Here is a 15,229-nt window from a genome sequence, read left to right as displayed (position 1 = left end):
TTTGGGGTACCTTTCTTTGGCGACTCAAAGAAAGGTACCTCGGCCGCCGGGCCGAGACCCGGCCTCCGCCCTCAATCACAGCACGCAGCAACCACGAAAGCCAAGCCGCAAAACAACGCCCAGACACACCGGACCACTCAAAAGAGGCAAGCACCCAACCCCCAGGCGAAGAAGGCAACAAAGAAGACACCCCGGCCGTACCCTAAGATGGCAGGCACGGCTGAAAAAAGTCGCCCGCCCCCTCCCACCCTGCCCCGCCGCCTGGCCAATCTCCACCCTCCATGTCCCTGGACCATGCCAAGCTAGACCAGCTGCTGCAAAACCACCCGGCGTGGCGGCTGCTGCGGTCAGACCACGTGGCACTGGTGGCCAGCTTCCTGCACCGGGTCTTCATCACCCCCAATGTGCGCACCATCGCCCAGGCGGACCTGTGCGAAGCGCTCGAAGACGACCTGTACCTGCTGCGCGAACAGCTGGGGGAGCAGGCATTTCCCAGAACGGCAATGGAGTACCTGAACGACTGGGCCGGCGTGGACAAGGGCTGGCTGCGCAAGTTCTACCGCGCGGGCTCGGATGCCCCGGTGTTCGACATGACGCCGGCCAGCGAGAAAGCCATTGCCTGGCTGGGCACGCTGACCGAACGCAGCTTCGTGGGCACGGAATCGCGGCTGCTCACCCTGTTCGAGCTGCTGCGCCAGATCAGTACCGGCACGCAGACCAATGTGAACGTGCGCCTGCTGGATCTGCAGCGCCAGCGCGATGCAATCGACGCGGAAATAGCCCAGGTGCTGTCCGGCAACCTGCCGGTGCTCGGCGACACGGCAGTCAAGGAGCGGTTTGCCCAGTTCACGCAGCTGTCACGCGAGCTGCTCGCGGACTTTCGCGAGGTGGAGCAGAACTTTCGCCTGCTGGACCGCACGGTGCGCGAGCGCATCACCCTCTGGCGGGGCTCGCGGGGCGCTTTGCTGGAGGACATTCTGGGCGAGCGCGACGCCATTGCCGACTCCGACCAGGGCCGCAGTTTCCGGGCCTTCTGGGATTTTCTGATGTCCAGCCAGCGCCAGCAGGAGCTGTCGGCGATGCTGGAGCAGGTCTTGCAGCTGGAGGCCGTGGCGGCCATGCAGCCCGACATGCGGGTGCGCCGTGTGCACCACGACTGGATGGAAGCCGGCGAGCACACCCAGCGCACCGTGGCCCTGCTTTCGCAGCAGCTGCGGCGCTTTCTGGACGACCAGTCCTGGCTGGAAAATCGCCGCATCATGGACCTTATGCGCAACATCGAAGGGCATGCGTTGCGGTTGCGCGATGCGCCGCCGCAAGGCCCGGCGATGCACCTGGACACCCCGGGCATCGACATCGCCCTGCCCTTTGAACGTCCCTTGCATGCCCCCGGCGTCAAGACCCTGATCGCCAGCATTGCCCTGCAGGCCGGAGAGGCCGACATGGACGACGCCGCGCTGTATTCGCAGATCGTCATCGACAAGGCGAAGCTCGCCCAACAGATCCGCCGCGCGCTGCAGCGGCAGGGCCAGATCACCTTGGGCGACCTGTGCCAGGCCCACCCGCTGCAGCACGGCCTGGCCGAACTGATCGCCTACCTGCAGCTGGCCAGCAGCAGCTTCGCCTCTGCCGTGGATGAGACCAGCACCGAAACCATCACCTGGAGCGCCGCGCCTGGCCCTGCCTCTGGCGACCCGCCCAGACTCAAGCGCGCACGCCTGCCACGGGTCATTTTTGTAAGGTAAGCATGCAAGAAGACGCAGAAGATGCCCCGCCCGCACTGCCGACGCACGACCTCTCCACCCTGGTGATCCCGCTGCTCAAGGGGGTCATGTACCAGGAGGGCGATACCAACTACTGGCATGCCCTGCTGGGGCTGCAGGCGCGGGTGCGCGACTACGTGGGCGTGCTGGGGTTGGCGCTGCACATCGACGAGGCCGAGGGCTTTGCCTACCTGCGGGCGCGCCCGGAGCCGGAAGAACCTACGGCCCCCGTGCCCCGCCTGGTAGCACGCCGGCCGCTGACCTTCCAGGTCAGCCTCATGCTGGCACTGCTGCGCAAGAAACTGCTCGAGTTCGACGCCGTGGGAGGGGACACCCGGCTGGTTATGTCCCGCGACGAGCTGGTGGAGATGGTGCGCGTGTTCCTGCCCCAGCACAGCAACGAAGCGCGCCTGATCGACCAGATCGACACGCACCTGAACAAGGTCGTCGAACTGGGCTTCCTGCGCCGCCACAAAAGCCCCGTCGGCGGCCAGAGCGCCGTGTACGAGGTGCGGCGCATCCTCAAGGCCTTCGTGGATGCGCAGTGGCTGGGTGAATTCGACGAGCGCCTGGCCGCCTACCAGGCGCAGCTGGCAAGTGCCCCCATGCAAGCGGCAGAGGCCTCCGATGAATGACCTGCACGCACAGCACAGCGCAGAGCAAGCCGGCGACGTGCCTCCAGGCGTTCGGCTGCAGCGGTTCGAGGTCTTCAACTGGGGCACCTTCGATGGCCACGTCTGGAGCCTGCACCCCGGCGGCAAGAACGCCTTGCTCACCGGAGACATCGGCTCCGGCAAATCGACGCTGGTGGACGCCATCACCACGCTTCTGGTCCCGGCGCAGCGCATCGCCTACAACAAGGCCGCTGGCGCACAGGGCAAAGAGCGGTCCCTGCGGTCCTACGTGCTGGGCCACTACAAGTCCGAGCGCAACGAGGCCAGCGGCAGCGCCAAGCCGGTCGCGCTGCGAGACACCGGCACGTATTCCGTCATCCTCGGGGTGTTCCACAACGCCGCCTATGGGCACACGGTGACACTGGCGCAGGTGTTCTGGATGAAGGAGCCGCACGGCCAGCCGGCGCGCTTTTACGTGTGCGCCGAGAGCGCGCTGTCCATCACCAGCGATTTTTCCGACTTTGGCAGCGACATCGGTGCCCTGCGCAAGAAGCTGCGCGCCAGGGGCGCCACGCTGCACGAGAGCTTTCCGCCCTACAGCGCCTGGTTTCGCCGGCGCTTTGGCATCGACAACGAGCAGGCGCTGGAGCTTTTCCACCAGACGGTATCGATGAAGTCCGTGGGCAATCTGACGGGGTTCGTGCGCAGCCACATGCTGGAGCCATTCGACATGGCACCGCCCATTGCGGCACTGATCGGCCACTTCGATGACCTGAGCCGCGCCCATGCCGCCGTGCTCAAAGCGCACAAGCAGGTGGAACTGCTCACTCCCCTGGTGGAGGATTGCGGGCGCCACGATGCGCAGACCGCACACAGCGAGGGCCTGCGGGAATGCCGCGATGCACTCAAGCCCTGGTTTGCCCAGCACAAGCTGGTGCTGCTGGAAGAACGCATTGCCAACCTCGATGACGAGTGGGAGAGCCATGACGGGCGGGTTCAGCGCCTGCAAGGCCAGCGCTCGGCCAAGCAGGCCCTGGAGGGCGAGTTGCGCCGCAGCATGGCGGACAACGGCGGCGACCGGCTGGAGCAACTGGCGCAGGAGATTGCCGACAAAGAGGACCAGGCGCAACGGCGCAAGGCCAAGGCCGACAGCTACAACGAGCTGGCACGCGCCGCAGGCCTGCTGAGCATGGGCAGCGCCGCCGACTTTCTGGCACAGCGGCAAAGCCTGGCCGGCATGCAGCAACTGGCCCAGGACCGGGAAGCAGCCCTGCAGAACAGCCAGATCGAGGATGAAGTCGCCATGGCCGAAGGGCGACGCAACCACGGGCAACTGCTCGGCGAGATTGCCAGCCTGAAGGCCCGGCGCAACAACATTCCGGCCCACCACATCGCGTTGCGCCACCAGCTGTGCGAGGCCCTGGGCCTGCCAGCGCGGGCGCTGCCGTTCGCAGGCGAACTGCTGCAGGTGCACGAAACCGAGCGCGACTGGGAAGGCGCGGCAGAGCGGCTGCTCGGCGGCTTCGGCCTGTCGCTGCTGGTCTCGGACAGCCATTACGCTGCCGTGTCCGAATGGGTCGATGCCACCCACCTCAAGGGACGGCTGGTGTACTACCGCATCCGCGCCGGGCAACGCAGCGACATGCCCGCGCTGCACCGCGAGTCCCTGGTCCACAAGCTGCAGATCCACCCCGACACACCGTTCTACGACTGGCTGGAGCGCGAGCTGGCACACCGGTTCGACGTGGCCTGCTGCACCACGCCCGAACAGTTCCGCCGGGAAGCGCACGCCCTGACACGCACCGGGCAGATCAAGTCCCGGGGCGAACGCCATGAGAAGGACGACCGCCACCGCCTGGATGACCGCAGCCGCTACGTGCTGGGCTGGGAGAACACGGGCAAGGTCAGCGCGCTGCAGGCCCAGGCCCGGCAGCTCGAAAACCAGTTGGGCGACGTCGGCCAGCGCATTGCGCAGCGGCAGCTGGAGCAGCAGGCACTGAAGCTGCAGATGCGCAACCTCACGCAGCTGGATGTGTATGCCGATTTTCGCGATCTGGACTGGCAGCCACTGGTGGCCGACATCGCCAGGCTGCAGCACGAGCAGCAGGCCCTGCGCGCGGCCTCCGACCTGCTGCGGCACCTGGGAGAGCAGCGCGATGCGGTGCTCGAAGAGCTGAAGAAGATCGAGGCCGACATGGACCACCAGCGCGATGCCCGCGCCAGGACCGAGCAGCGGCGCTCCGACGCCCAGGCCCTGCGCAGCCAGACCCAGGCCTTGCTGGCGGAGCACCCGCTGTCCGGCGACGCGCACCTGCCGGCGCAGCTGGAGGCGCTGCGCGCACAGGCACAGCTTGACCAGCGCCTGACACTGGAGTCCTGCGACGCACGTGAGCGCGACCTGCGCGACTGGCTGCAAAAGAAGATCGATGCCGAGGATCTGCAGCTCAAGCGCCTGCGCGAACGCATCATCCGCGACATGTCGGCCTACAAGAACACCTACCCCCTCGAAACGCAGGAGGTGGACGCCAGCATCGAGGCCAGCCACGAGTACCGGACGATGCTGGACAACCTGCGTGCCGACGACCTGCCGCGCTTCGAGGCCACGTTCAAGAACCTGCTCAACGAGAACACCATCCATGAGGTGGCCATGTTCCTGTCGATGCTGGAGAGGGAGCGGGGAACAATTCTGGACCGCATCGGCCGCATCAACACATCGCTCACGCAGATCGACTACAACCCCGGCCGCACCATCCGCCTGGAGGCGCAGACGGCGCCGGACGTGGACATACGCGACTTTCGCAACGACCTGCGCGCCTGCACCGAAGGCGGCATCACGGGCTCGGACGATGCGCAGTATTCGGAGGCCAAGTTCCTGCAGGTGCAGCGCATCATCGAACGCCTGCGGGGGCGGGAGGGTACGGGCGAAGCGGACCGGCGCTGGGCCGCCAAGGTCACCGACGTGCGCAACTGGTTCGTCTTTGCCGCCAGCGAGCGCTGGCGCGAGGACGACAGCGAGCACGAGCACTACTCCGACTCTGGCGGCAAGTCCGGCGGGCAAAAGGAAAAGCTGGCCTACACCATCCTGGCGGCCAGCCTGGCCTACCAGTTCGGGCTGCAATGGGGCGCTGCGCGCTCGCCCCGGTTCCACTTCGTCATGATCGACGAGGCCTTCGGGCGGGGCTCGGACGAATCCGCGCAGTACGGCCTGCAGCTGTTCGCGCAGCTGCAACTGCAGCTGCTGGTGATCACCCCGCTGCAGAAAATCCACACCATCGAACCCTTCGTCTCCAGCGTGGGCTTCGTGCACAACGCGGACGGCCGGTCCTCGCAACTGCGCAACCTGTCCATCGAGGAATATCGGGCCTCCCGCCCGGAGGCGGGTGAATGAACTGGAGCCGCCCCGACGATCTGCTGGCGCAGTTGCAAAGGCTCTGGGACCGCGGCGACCTGCTGGCCAGCGCCGTGCCCGCCGCGCCGGACGCCTTGCAGCCCACCCCGCTTTTCCCGCGCCGCCTGGCGCTGCGCGGCCCCAGTTCGGGCGACATCACCGACCAGTTTGCCAGTGTGCGCGCGTGGGTGGCGCAAATCAGGGCGCTCCCCCATTGCCGCGTGGAGATGCGCAGCTTTCGCCACCGCCTTTTCGGCACCAACGAAGTTCCAGACCAGATCTGGGTGGACAGCCTGGACGACGCCATGGCCTGGCTGGGAAAGCGCCGCGACCTGGCGGATTTCAACGCCCTGGTGGAAACCACCCGGCAACAACAGCCCCTGTTGCTCCCATGGCTGGCGCAGCGCCCCCTGCAGGCGCTGGCGCTGACGCACGACTGGCAGCGCCTGCTGGACGTGGTGCAGTGGCTGCAGCAGCACCCCCGCCCCGGCGTCTATGCACGGCAGATCGATGTGGCGGGCGTGCACAGCAAGTTTGTCGAAGCCCACCGCGCGGTGCTGGCCGACCTGCTGGATCTGGCGCTGCCCGAGGACGCCATCGACCGGGGTGCATCGGGGGCCGGCCTGTTCGAGGAGCGCTACGGCCTGCTGCGAAAACCCTTGCGCATTCGCCTGCGCCTGCTGGACCCCGCCCTGCTTGCAGGGCCATGGGGCCAGGACGTGACCCTGGACGCAGAGCCCTTCGCCCAGCTGCCCCTGGCGGGCGCGCGCGTGTTCATGACCGAGAACGAAACCAACTTCCTGGCCTTGCCTGCGCACCCGCGCAGCCTGGTGGTTTTTGGCGCCGGGTATGGGTTTGACGTGCTGCGGCAGGCGCAATGGCTGGCCCACTGCCCCCTGCACTACTGGGGCGACATCGATACCCACGGTTTCGCCATACTCGACCAGTTGCGCCACCAATGGCACCATGCCCAGTCATTTCTCATGGACAAGGCCACCTTGCAGGCCCATGCGCCGCTGTGGGGCCAGGAAAACCAGCCCACCCGGCGCGAGCTGCCCCGCCTGACAGAGGCCGAAGCAGCCCTGTACGACGACTTGCGCGACAACCGGCTGCAAGCCAACCTGCGGCTGGAGCAGGAGCACGTGGGATTTGGGTGGGTGCAGGCGGCGCTGCAGCGGCTGCAGGACTGATCCGCAGCCGCCGCTGGGTCAGCTCAGCCCAGCCCCTCGACCGCCATGTACTGTTCGAGCCAGGGCTCGAACGGCAGCGTATCCGCTGCCTCGATGGCCTTCTGCGCTGCGATGGACTCGTCCGCCATGGCCAGGTAGCGCGCCTGCTGCGAATCGCTCCAGGGCAGGGCCAGCAGCGTGTTCTGAGCCTTGGCCGATTGCTGGAAGGCGAAGCGCTCGAAATTGCTCTCGTGGTCCTGCACGATGCTGGCCAGCACGCGGGCAGAGGGCGTGCGGTCCGGCGCCTCCATCAGCGCCCGGGCGTCGCGCAGGGCATCGCTGTAGTCCGTGGTGCCGTGCGTGGCATCGAGCGCGGCGGCCAGCGGCTCGCACTCGGCCAGCACCTCGGCGCCCCAGGTGGTCAGCGGCACGGCCTGGCCGGCGCGGTGCAGCAGCAGGCCGGGCTCGCGGCCGCGCTCGGCCGTGAGGTGCTGGTTCTGCTGCAGCTCGGCAATCTCTTCGGGCGTATCGGGCGGGCTGTCGGACAGCAGGCAGTGCAGCAAAAACACGTCCAGCAGGCGCATGGTCGACGCCGTGATGCCCACGGACACGAAAGGGTCCAGGTCCATCAGGCGCACTTCCACGTATTCCACGCCGCGCTCGCGCAGCGCGTGCAGCGGGCGCTCGCCCGTGTGCACAGTGCGCTTGGGGCGGATGGTGCCGTAGAACTCGTTCTCGATCTGCAGCAGGCTGGTGCCCAACTGGTTGTAGTCGCCGCCGGGGTTGCGCACGCCCACCGTCTCGTAGGCCGGGTAGGGCTTGGTCAGCGCCTCATGCAGCGAGTTGGCATAGCCCGCCAGGCCGTTGTAGCTCACGGCCAGCGTGGCCTGGGCGTCGCTCTGGTAACCCAGGCGCCCCATGCGCAGCGAGGTGGCATGCGGCAGGTACATGGCCTGGCCCTTGTCACCCAGCGGCAGCAGCCGGTGCTCGCGCCCCTGCACGAAGCACGGGCACAGCGCGGGCGATGCGCCGAACAGGTACAGCAGCACAAAGGCGTGGCGGCGGAAATTGCGGATCAGCGCGAAGTAGTCATCGCTGCCCACACCGGGCAGCGACCAGTTGTAGTGGATGCCCGAGATGGTCTGCATGCGCCGGCCGTAGCGGTGGCCCAGGCCCATGCGGTAGACGCTCTTGGCACGGCCCACGTTGGAGCTGCCGTAGCGGCCGATGGGAATCGTCTCATCCGTGGGCAGGCCGCAGGGCATGCTCGACGCCCACATCAGCTCCCCGCCCTGCGCCTGCAGCGCGCGGTGCACGAACTGGTGCACCTCGGCCAGCTCGGTCAGGCACTCGTCCACGCCCTTGCGTGCACCGGTGATCAGCTCCAGCTGCGACTCGCTGTAGTCGGTGGTGATCAGCGGGTGCGTGAGTGCCGAGCCCAGTGCCGCCGGGTGCGGCGTGAGGGCCAGCCCCCCGCCGGGCCGCACGCGCAATCCCTCCTTCTCGATGCCGCGGCGTATCCCCGCCAGGGCATCGGCGGGGTAGGCGGTCAGTCGTTCCTGCAAAGTTCTCATATCTTTATTACCGATCTCGTGTCGGCCCGGAACTTAGCACGGCGCACGGTTGTGCGTGTGGACTTGCCTTAAACCCTGGCCGCCAGTGCCTTGCTCACCTCGTTGGTTCCCTGTGCTGCACCGCTTTGTGGTACTTGCTCGCCAGCGCGCTCGGTCACTTCCGACAGGCGTGCCGCCAGTTGCTCGGGGGTGTCGGCGCCAATGCCTAGGTGAATACCCTGAGTCAGCGTGATGTGCGCCGCCTCGAAGGTGCCTGCGCCGGCGCACAGGATGGTGCGCGTGGGCGCGCTTTCATGGGCCAGCACCAGCATGGCGGGCACCACGGCCTCGGGTTTCAGGGCGTCGAGCACCTCCTGCGGCATCAGGCCCTCGGTCATGCGCGTGGCGGCCGTGGGCGCCAGGGCGTTGACGTGGATATGGTACTTGGCGCCCTCGATGGCCAGGGTCTGCATCAACCCCACCTGTGCCAGCTTGGCCGCGCCGTAGTTGGACTGGCCGAAGTTGCCGTACAGGCCCGTGGACGAGGTGGTCATCACGATGCGGCCGTACTGCTGGGCCACCATGTGCGGCCACACGGCCTTGCAGCAATGGGCCGCGCCCATGAGGTGCACGTCCACCACCAGGCGGAAATCGTCCATCTCCATCTTGCTGAACGACTTGTCGCGCAGGATGCCGGCGTTGTTCACCAGGATGTCGACCCGGCCCCAGGCGTCGATGGCCTGCTGCACCATGGCCTGCACGGCCACGTAGTCGGTGACCGAGGCGCCGTTGGCAATCGCCTCGCCGCCGGCGGCGATGATCTCGTCCACCACGGCCTGCGCCGCGCCCACCGAGCCGCCCTTGCCATCCAGCGCCCCGCCCAGGTCATTGACCAGCACCTTGGCGCCGCGCGCCGCCAGTGCCAGCGCATGCTGGCGGCCCAGGCCGCCACCGGCGCCCGTGACGATGGCCACACGGCCCTTGAAATCGATACCCATGGTCAATGTTCTCCTGTGGTGGTTTTGAAAAGGCGGTTGGAACCGCAGCGACTTTAAGCCACATCGCGAACCCACGCGGTACCGCGCGCGACTGGCAGTGCACGGCACTCCCGGTGCAGGCAAAATCGCAGCTGGCGCCCCCGCAAACCGCACGGACGCCGGGCACTTGCGCCCCCCCTCTTTTCCTTATCGAAGGATTTCCCCATGAAAGCAACCTGGAACGGCGTGGTCGTTGCCGAAAGCGACGACACCGTGGTGGTCGAAGGCAACCACTACTTCCCCGACGCATCGCTCAAGCGCGAGTACGTCACCTTCAGCAACCACAAGACCACCTGCGCGTGGAAGGGCCAGGCCAGCTACCTCTCGCTGCTGGTCAACGGCGAAATGAACACCGACGCCGCCTGGTTCTACGCCGATCCCAAGCCCGAGGCCGACGAGATCCGCGGCCGTGTCGCCTTCTGGAAGGGCGTGAAGATCGAGGCCTGACGCACGCGGCAGTTATCCCTGCCCGCACTGGACAATCATGTGGATAAGTTTTGGCAAGCCCTGTATGGCCATGCCAAGTGATTGATTCACAAGGGATATCACTGCACCGCCCGTTTTTTGGGCAGCCTGGCCTGGCGCCTGCCCAGGGTTATCCCTGATGGCACTGGACAATCGTGTGGATAACTAAGGACAAGCCGTGTATGGCCGATGCAAGTGCTTGATCTACAACGAAAACCCACCCGCCGCCCATTTTTTGGGCAGCGACCGGCAGGCCAAAACCTGCGGTTATCCCTGCCTGCGCTGGACAATCATGTGGATAAGTTTGGGCAAGCCGTGTATGGGCGATCCAAGCCATTGATTCACAACGAAAATGAATGCAGTGCTCATTTTTTAGGCAGAAGGTGCCCGGTTATCCCTGCCCGCACTGGACAATCATGGGGATAACTTTGCACAAGCCCTGTATGGCCGCGCCAAGTGCTTGATTTGCAAGGGATATCACTGCATTGATGAAAATTAAGGCACTCCGGCAAAGACCCTGCCAAATGCCATTTGCTTTCAATTTGATAGCATCGCGCCCCGTACTTTGTCCACACCCATGACCTCTCCCGCCCTCCCCTGCAGCCCCGCTTCCGAACGCAACCAGGCGCCCATCCTGGCCCTGCTGCGCGGCCTGGTTCCCGACACCGGCGCGGCACTGGAGATCGCCAGCGGCACGGGCCAGCATGTGGCCTGCTTCGGCGCCGCCCTGCCCGGCTGGACCTGGCAGCCCACGGACCTGAAGGACGAGCTGTTCTTCGCCATCGCCGGCTGGGCCCTGCAGGCCGGCGCCACCAACGTGCGGCCCGCCGTGCGCCTGGACGTGCGCTCTGCCACCTGGCCCGATGGTGCGGCCCCCTTTGCCCAGCACTTTGACCTGATTTATTGCGCCAACATGCTGCACATCGCCCCCTGGGCCTGCTGTGCGGGCCTCATGCAGGGTGCGGCGCGGCATCTGGCGCCCGGAGGCAGGCTGGTCACCTACGGGCCCTACATCGAAGACGGCGTGCCCACCTCGCCCGGCAACCAGGGCTTCGACGCCACCCTGCGCGCGCAGGACCCGGACTGGGGCATCCGCAACCGCGCCGATGTGGAGCGCGAGGCCGCGGCCGCCGGCCTGCACCTGGCCGAGCGACACGCCCTGCCGGCCAACAACCTTCTCCTGGTGTGGCAACGCACCCCAGCCCCTCGCAACACCGCATGACCCAGCCCGCCATCCCCTTCTTCACCGCCCGCATCGAGCCCGACGGTGCCCAGTGCGATGCCTGGCCCGAGCAGCCCCTGCTCGTCTCCATCGAGCAGGGCGGCATCGACTGGCCCAGCTCCTGCCGCAACGGCACCTGCCGCACCTGCATCGGGCAGTTGGTGGAGGGCCGTGTGCGCTACGACATCGAATGGCCGGGCCTGTCGCCCGAGGAAAAGGCCGAGGGCTGCGTGCTGCCCTGCGTGGCCTATCCCGAGTCAGACGTGGTGATCCAGGGCAGCATGATCTGACCTGGCGCAAGGCCACCTGCATGCGCTCCGCTGCCGGGTGCATTAAAATCCACGCCTTCTGGGGCAATATGTCCCTTTGACGTGCGGCAGCGCCGCATCGCATGTTCTTTGGGCGGTTTCTTGGAGGTGTGTGCCGTGTGGCGACCTCCGGCCACGGGAACCTGCGCTGCGCACACTCGCCAGACGTCCCCACAGAAAGCCCAAGCCTTCCATGAACTCTCCCCTCACCCCCGTGCCGATCTCGCCCGTCGAGGACATCGTGGCCGAGATGCGCGCCGGCCGTATCGTCATCCTGGTGGATGAAGAAGACCGTGAAAACGAAGGCGACCTGGTGCTGGCCGCCGACCACGTGACGCCCGAGGCCATCAACTTCATGGCCCGCTTCGGCCGCGGCCTGATCTGCCTGACGCTGAGCCGCGAGCGCTGCGAGCGCCTGCGCCTGCCGCCCATGGTCACGCGCAACGGCACCAAGCACGCCACGGCGTTCACCGTCTCCATCGAAGCCGCCGAGGGCGTGACCACCGGCATCTCGGCCGCCGACCGCTCGCGCACCGTGCAGGCCGCCGTGGCGCCCAATGCACGCGCAGAAGACCTGGTGCAGCCCGGCCACATCTTCCCGCTGCAGGCGGTGGACGGCGGCGTGCTCATGCGCGCCGGCCACACCGAAGCCGGCTGCGACCTGGCCGTGATGGCCGGCTGCAGCCCTGCCTCGGTGATCTGCGAGATCATGAAGGACGACGGCACCATGGCCCGCCTGCCCGATCTGCAGCTCTTCGCGGCCGAGCACGGCCTGAAGATCGGCACCATCGCCGACCTGATCGAATACCGCAGCCGCAACGAGACGCTGGTTGAGAAGGTCGGCACGCGCACGCTGCAGACCGCCGCCGGCGAGTTCACCGTGCACGCCTTTCGCGACCAACCCAGCCAGGCCGTGCACCTGGCGCTGGTCAAGGGCCAGTGGGGCGCCGACGACGTGGTGCCCGTGCGCGTGCACGAGCCGCTGTCGGTGTTCGATGCGCTCGAAGTGAACCGCTCCATGCACTCCTGGGGCCTCGATTCGAGCCTGCAGTACCTGGCAGCCCAGGGCAAGGGCGTGGCCGTGCTGCTCAACTGCGGCGAGACAGCAGAGCAACTGCTCGAACAGTTCGAAGGCACGGCGCGCGCCGCCCAGGCCCCCGAGCGCGGCCGCATGGACCTGCGCACCTACGGTGTGGGCGCGCAGATCCTGCGCGAGTGCGGCGTGCACAAGATGCAACTCATGGGCCAGCCCCGCCGCATGCCCAGCATGGCCGGCTATGGCCTCGAAATCACCGGCTTCATCCCCAAGGAATAAAAGACTATGTTTGGCGCAGAAAAAGGAAGCTCGGACCGCCTGGACGGCAAGAAGCTGCACATCGGCATCGTGCAGGCCCGTTTCAACGAGGGCATCACCAACGCCCTGGCAGCGGCATGCCGTGCCGAACTGCTGGCCCTGGGCGTGCAGGAAAAGCACATCACCCACGTGCGGGTGCCCGGCGCCCTCGAAGTGCCCGTGGCATTGCAGGCCCTGTGCGAAGCCGACGAGTACGACGTGCTGATCGCCCTCGGGTGCATCATCCGCGGTGAGACCTACCACTTCGAGCTGGTGGCCAATGAATCGGGCGCGGGCGTCACGCGCCTGTCGCTCGACTACCAGATCCCGATTGCCAACGCCATCATCACCACCGAAAACCTCGAGCAGGCGATTGCGCGCCAGACCGAGAAAGGCACGGACGCCGCCCGCGTCGCCGTGGAGATGGCCAACCTGCTGGAAGACCTGTCATGAGCGATAACAACAACCACAACAGCGACGACGCCACCACCGCCGGCAACAGCCACCCCTCGACCCGCCCGCCCAAGCAGGCGCGCACCGGCCTCAAGAGCACCGGCGTGCGCAAGGCCGCCTCCAAGTCCAACCGCAGCCGCGCACGCGAATTCGCGCTGCAGGCGCTGTACCAACACCTGGTGGGCGGCAATGCGCCCGAGGCCATCGACGCATTTACCCGCGACTTGGCCGGCTTTCACAAGGCCGACTCGGTGCACTACGACGCGCTGCTGCACGGCTCCATCAAGCTGGCCGCCGAGATGGACGCGCTGATCACCCCGCTGCTGGACCGCAAGATGGCCGAGATCTCGCCCATCGAGCATGCCGTGATGTGGATCGGCGTGTACGAGTTCCAGCACTGCCTGGATGTGCCGTGGCGCGTGGTGCTCAACGAGTGCATCGAGCTGGCCAAGGAGTTTGGCGGCACCGACGGCCACAAGTACGTGAACGCCGTGCTCAATGGCCTGGCCCCGCAACTGCGCGCGGCGGAAGTCGCGGCCGACAAGGCCTCGGGCGCCACCACGGCGCCTGCCGCAGCATCGGCACCTGAAGCCGCCGCAGCAGCCGACGACAGCGCAGAGGGCTGACAGCCCCCTGCCCCGGGCCGCCGCCATGGTGCGCAGCCCGCGGCCCCTCCCCCCTTCTCCCCCGCGCCAGCCACCCCCTGCCCCGCCGGCAGGACCAGGACCCATGCCCATGAAGTTCTCCTCCCGCGCTGAGCGCATCGAACCGTTTTACGTGATGGAAGTGGCCAAGGCTGCGCAGGCCATGGCACGCGAAGTGGCGGCCACCAGCCAGCCGATGATCTTTTTGAACATCGGCGAGCCCGACTTCACCGCCCCGCCCCTGGTGCAGGAGGCCGCCGCCCGCGCCGTGCGCGACGGCGCCACCCAGTACACCAACGCTCTGGGCCTGGAGCCCCTGCGCGAGCGCATCAGCGCCTGGTACCAGCAGCGCTTCGGCGTGAACGTGCCGGCCCGGCGCATCGTGGTCACGGCCGGCGCATCGGCCGCGCTGCAGTTGGCCTGCCTGGCGCTCATCGAGTCGGGCGACGAGATCCTCATGCCCGACCCGAGCTACCCCTGCAACCGCCACTTCGTGAGCGCTGCAGACGGCAAGGCCGTGCTCGTGCCCACCACTGCGGCCGAGCGCTACCAGCTCAGCGCCGAGAAGGTGCGCGCCGCCTGGACCGACAAGACCCGCGGCGTGCTGCTGGCGTCGCCATCTAACCCCACGGGCACATCGATCGCGCCCGATGAGCTGCGCCGCATCCACGACGTAGTGCGCGAGCACGACGGCATCACGCTGATCGACGAGATCTACCTGGGCCTGTCGTACGAAGAAGAGTTCGGCCACACGGCGCTGGCCATCGACGACCAGATCGTCAGCATCAACAGCTTCAGCAAGTACTTCAACATGACCGGCTGGCGCCTGGGCTGGATGGTGGTGCCCGAGGCCATGGTGCCCGTGGTCGAGCGCTTGGCGCAGAATCTGTTCATCTGCGCGAGCACGGTGTCGCAGCATGCGGCGCTGGCCTGCTTCGAGGCCGAGAGCATTGCAGAGTATGAGCGGCGGCGGGCGGAGTTCAAGGCGCGGCGCGATTTCTTTATCCCTGCCTTGCAGTCCATGGGCTTGTCGGTGCCGGTGATGCCGGATGGTGCTTTTTATGCGTGGGCGGATTGCTCCGAGGCTGCTGGTCGTCTTGGGGTGAGTGGCAGTTGGGATTTTGCATTCGAGGTGATGAAACGGGCACATGTCGCGGTGACGCCGGGGCGGGATTTCGGGACTGCGGAGACGGAGAGGTTTGTGCGGTTCTCTACTGCGAATTCGATGGCGCAGTTGGAGGAGTCTGTTGCTCGGTTGCGTCGTTTGTTGGGGTGATCTG

The 15,229-nt window shown here is 66.8% G+C and carries 13 protein-coding genes; 11 read left to right on the top strand and 2 right to left on the bottom strand.

What is annotated here, in order from left to right; translation table 11 throughout:
- Positions 1-281: 281 nt before the first annotated feature.
- The 4 genes from ASE28_RS19195 to ASE28_RS19180 are packed head-to-tail and all read left to right on the top strand — an operon-like array spanning position 282 to position 6,955.
- Positions 282-1,745, top strand: a complete 1,464-nt coding sequence (locus tag ASE28_RS19195; RefSeq protein WP_057268062.1) for a DUF3375 domain-containing protein — start codon at positions 282-284, stop codon at positions 1,743-1,745.
- Between the two features lie 2 nt (positions 1,746-1,747).
- The gene (locus ASE28_RS19190; RefSeq protein ID WP_057268061.1) at positions 1,748-2,398 is read left to right on the top strand and encodes a DUF4194 domain-containing protein; all 651 of its coding nucleotides are present in this window, start codon (positions 1,748-1,750) and stop codon (positions 2,396-2,398) included.
- Positions 2,391-5,765 (top strand): ATP-binding protein, encoded by a 3,375-nt coding sequence (locus ASE28_RS19185; protein ID WP_057268060.1) that lies wholly within the window; start codon positions 2,391-2,393, stop codon positions 5,763-5,765. The genes ASE28_RS19190 and ASE28_RS19185 overlap by 8 nt, the downstream gene beginning before the upstream one ends.
- Positions 5,762-6,955 (top strand): Wadjet anti-phage system protein JetD domain-containing protein, encoded by a 1,194-nt coding sequence (locus ASE28_RS19180; protein ID WP_057268059.1) that lies wholly within the window; start codon positions 5,762-5,764, stop codon positions 6,953-6,955. The genes ASE28_RS19185 and ASE28_RS19180 overlap by 4 nt, the downstream gene beginning before the upstream one ends.
- Before the next feature lie 23 nt (positions 6,956-6,978).
- Here the strand turns inward: ASE28_RS19180 and gshA are convergent, their stop codons facing one another.
- Together gshA and ASE28_RS19170 are read right to left on the bottom strand one after the other, a co-directional pair.
- Positions 6,979-8,508 carry a glutamate--cysteine ligase gene (gshA, locus tag ASE28_RS19175; RefSeq protein WP_057268058.1) on the bottom strand — a complete coding sequence of 510 codons (1,530 nt, stop codon included), beginning with the start codon at positions 8,506-8,508 and terminating at the stop codon, positions 6,979-6,981.
- A 68-nt stretch (positions 8,509-8,576) separates the two neighbouring features.
- Positions 8,577-9,485, bottom strand: coding sequence for an SDR family NAD(P)-dependent oxidoreductase (locus ASE28_RS19170; protein WP_057268057.1), 909 nt, complete (start codon positions 9,483-9,485; stop codon positions 8,577-8,579).
- A gap of 204 nt (positions 9,486-9,689) precedes the next feature.
- Between ASE28_RS19170 and ASE28_RS19165 the strand changes: the two genes are divergently transcribed.
- The 7 genes from ASE28_RS19165 (at position 9,690) to ASE28_RS19135 (ending at position 15,225) form a co-directional block, all read left to right on the top strand.
- Entirely contained in the window at positions 9,690-9,971 is a 282-nt protein-coding gene (locus tag ASE28_RS19165; RefSeq protein ID WP_057268056.1) for a DUF427 domain-containing protein, read from the top strand.
- Between the two features lie 595 nt (positions 9,972-10,566).
- On the top strand, positions 10,567-11,211 hold the full coding sequence (locus ASE28_RS19160) for a DUF938 domain-containing protein (RefSeq protein WP_057268055.1): 645 nt from the start codon (positions 10,567-10,569) through the stop codon (positions 11,209-11,211).
- Positions 11,208-11,501 carry a 2Fe-2S iron-sulfur cluster-binding protein gene (locus ASE28_RS19155; RefSeq protein ID WP_057268054.1) on the top strand — a complete coding sequence of 98 codons (294 nt, stop codon included), beginning with the start codon at positions 11,208-11,210 and terminating at the stop codon, positions 11,499-11,501. The genes ASE28_RS19160 and ASE28_RS19155 overlap by 4 nt, the downstream gene beginning before the upstream one ends.
- 211 nt (positions 11,502-11,712) lie before the next feature.
- The gene (ribBA, locus tag ASE28_RS19150; protein ID WP_057206640.1) at positions 11,713-12,834 is read left to right on the top strand and encodes a bifunctional 3,4-dihydroxy-2-butanone-4-phosphate synthase/GTP cyclohydrolase II; all 1,122 of its coding nucleotides are present in this window, start codon (positions 11,713-11,715) and stop codon (positions 12,832-12,834) included.
- Between the two features lie 6 nt (positions 12,835-12,840).
- The gene (ribH, locus tag ASE28_RS19145) at positions 12,841-13,305 is read left to right on the top strand and encodes a 6,7-dimethyl-8-ribityllumazine synthase (RefSeq protein ID WP_057268053.1); all 465 of its coding nucleotides are present in this window, start codon (positions 12,841-12,843) and stop codon (positions 13,303-13,305) included.
- The gene (gene nusB / locus ASE28_RS19140; RefSeq protein WP_057268052.1) at positions 13,302-13,931 is read left to right on the top strand and encodes a transcription antitermination factor NusB; all 630 of its coding nucleotides are present in this window, start codon (positions 13,302-13,304) and stop codon (positions 13,929-13,931) included. The genes ribH and nusB overlap by 4 nt, the downstream gene beginning before the upstream one ends.
- A gap of 109 nt (positions 13,932-14,040) precedes the next feature.
- Complete coding sequence (locus ASE28_RS19135) at positions 14,041-15,225, top strand: pyridoxal phosphate-dependent aminotransferase (RefSeq protein ID WP_057268086.1); 1,185 nt, start codon at positions 14,041-14,043, stop codon at positions 15,223-15,225.
- The last annotated feature ends 4 nt before the right edge of the window (positions 15,226-15,229 follow it).

It is taken from the genome of Acidovorax sp. Root219, from assembly GCF_001428665.1.
Lineage (GTDB): Bacteria > Pseudomonadota > Gammaproteobacteria > Burkholderiales > Burkholderiaceae_C > Acidovorax.
This window is presented reverse-complemented; position numbering and strand designations above follow the sequence as displayed.

Excerpts from the sequence above, each read along its gene's own strand:
- ASE28_RS19195 (WP_057268062.1), top strand. The coding sequence starts at position 282 with ATGTCCCTGGACCATGCCAAGCTAGACCAGCTGCTGCAAAACCACCCG.
- ASE28_RS19180 (WP_057268059.1), top strand. The coding sequence starts at position 5,762 with ATGAACTGGAGCCGCCCCGACGATCTGCTGGCGCAGTTGCAAAGGCTC.
- nusB (WP_057268052.1), top strand. The coding sequence starts at position 13,302 with ATGAGCGATAACAACAACCACAACAGCGACGACGCCACCACCGCCGGC.
- gshA (WP_057268058.1), bottom strand. The coding sequence starts at position 8,508 with ATGAGAACTTTGCAGGAACGACTGACCGCCTACCCCGCCGATGCCCTG.
- ribBA (WP_057206640.1), top strand. The coding sequence starts at position 11,713 with ATGAACTCTCCCCTCACCCCCGTGCCGATCTCGCCCGTCGAGGACATC.
- ribH (WP_057268053.1), top strand. The coding sequence starts at position 12,841 with ATGTTTGGCGCAGAAAAAGGAAGCTCGGACCGCCTGGACGGCAAGAAG.
- ASE28_RS19190 (WP_057268061.1), top strand. The coding sequence starts at position 1,748 with ATGCAAGAAGACGCAGAAGATGCCCCGCCCGCACTGCCGACGCACGAC.
- ASE28_RS19155 (WP_057268054.1), top strand. The coding sequence starts at position 11,208 with ATGACCCAGCCCGCCATCCCCTTCTTCACCGCCCGCATCGAGCCCGAC.
- ASE28_RS19165 (WP_057268056.1), top strand. The coding sequence starts at position 9,690 with ATGAAAGCAACCTGGAACGGCGTGGTCGTTGCCGAAAGCGACGACACC.
- ASE28_RS19135 (WP_057268086.1), top strand. The coding sequence starts at position 14,041 with ATGAAGTTCTCCTCCCGCGCTGAGCGCATCGAACCGTTTTACGTGATG.
- ASE28_RS19160 (WP_057268055.1), top strand. The coding sequence starts at position 10,567 with ATGACCTCTCCCGCCCTCCCCTGCAGCCCCGCTTCCGAACGCAACCAG.
- ASE28_RS19185 (WP_057268060.1), top strand. The coding sequence starts at position 2,391 with ATGAATGACCTGCACGCACAGCACAGCGCAGAGCAAGCCGGCGACGTG.
- ASE28_RS19170 (WP_057268057.1), bottom strand. The coding sequence starts at position 9,485 with ATGGGTATCGATTTCAAGGGCCGTGTGGCCATCGTCACGGGCGCCGGT.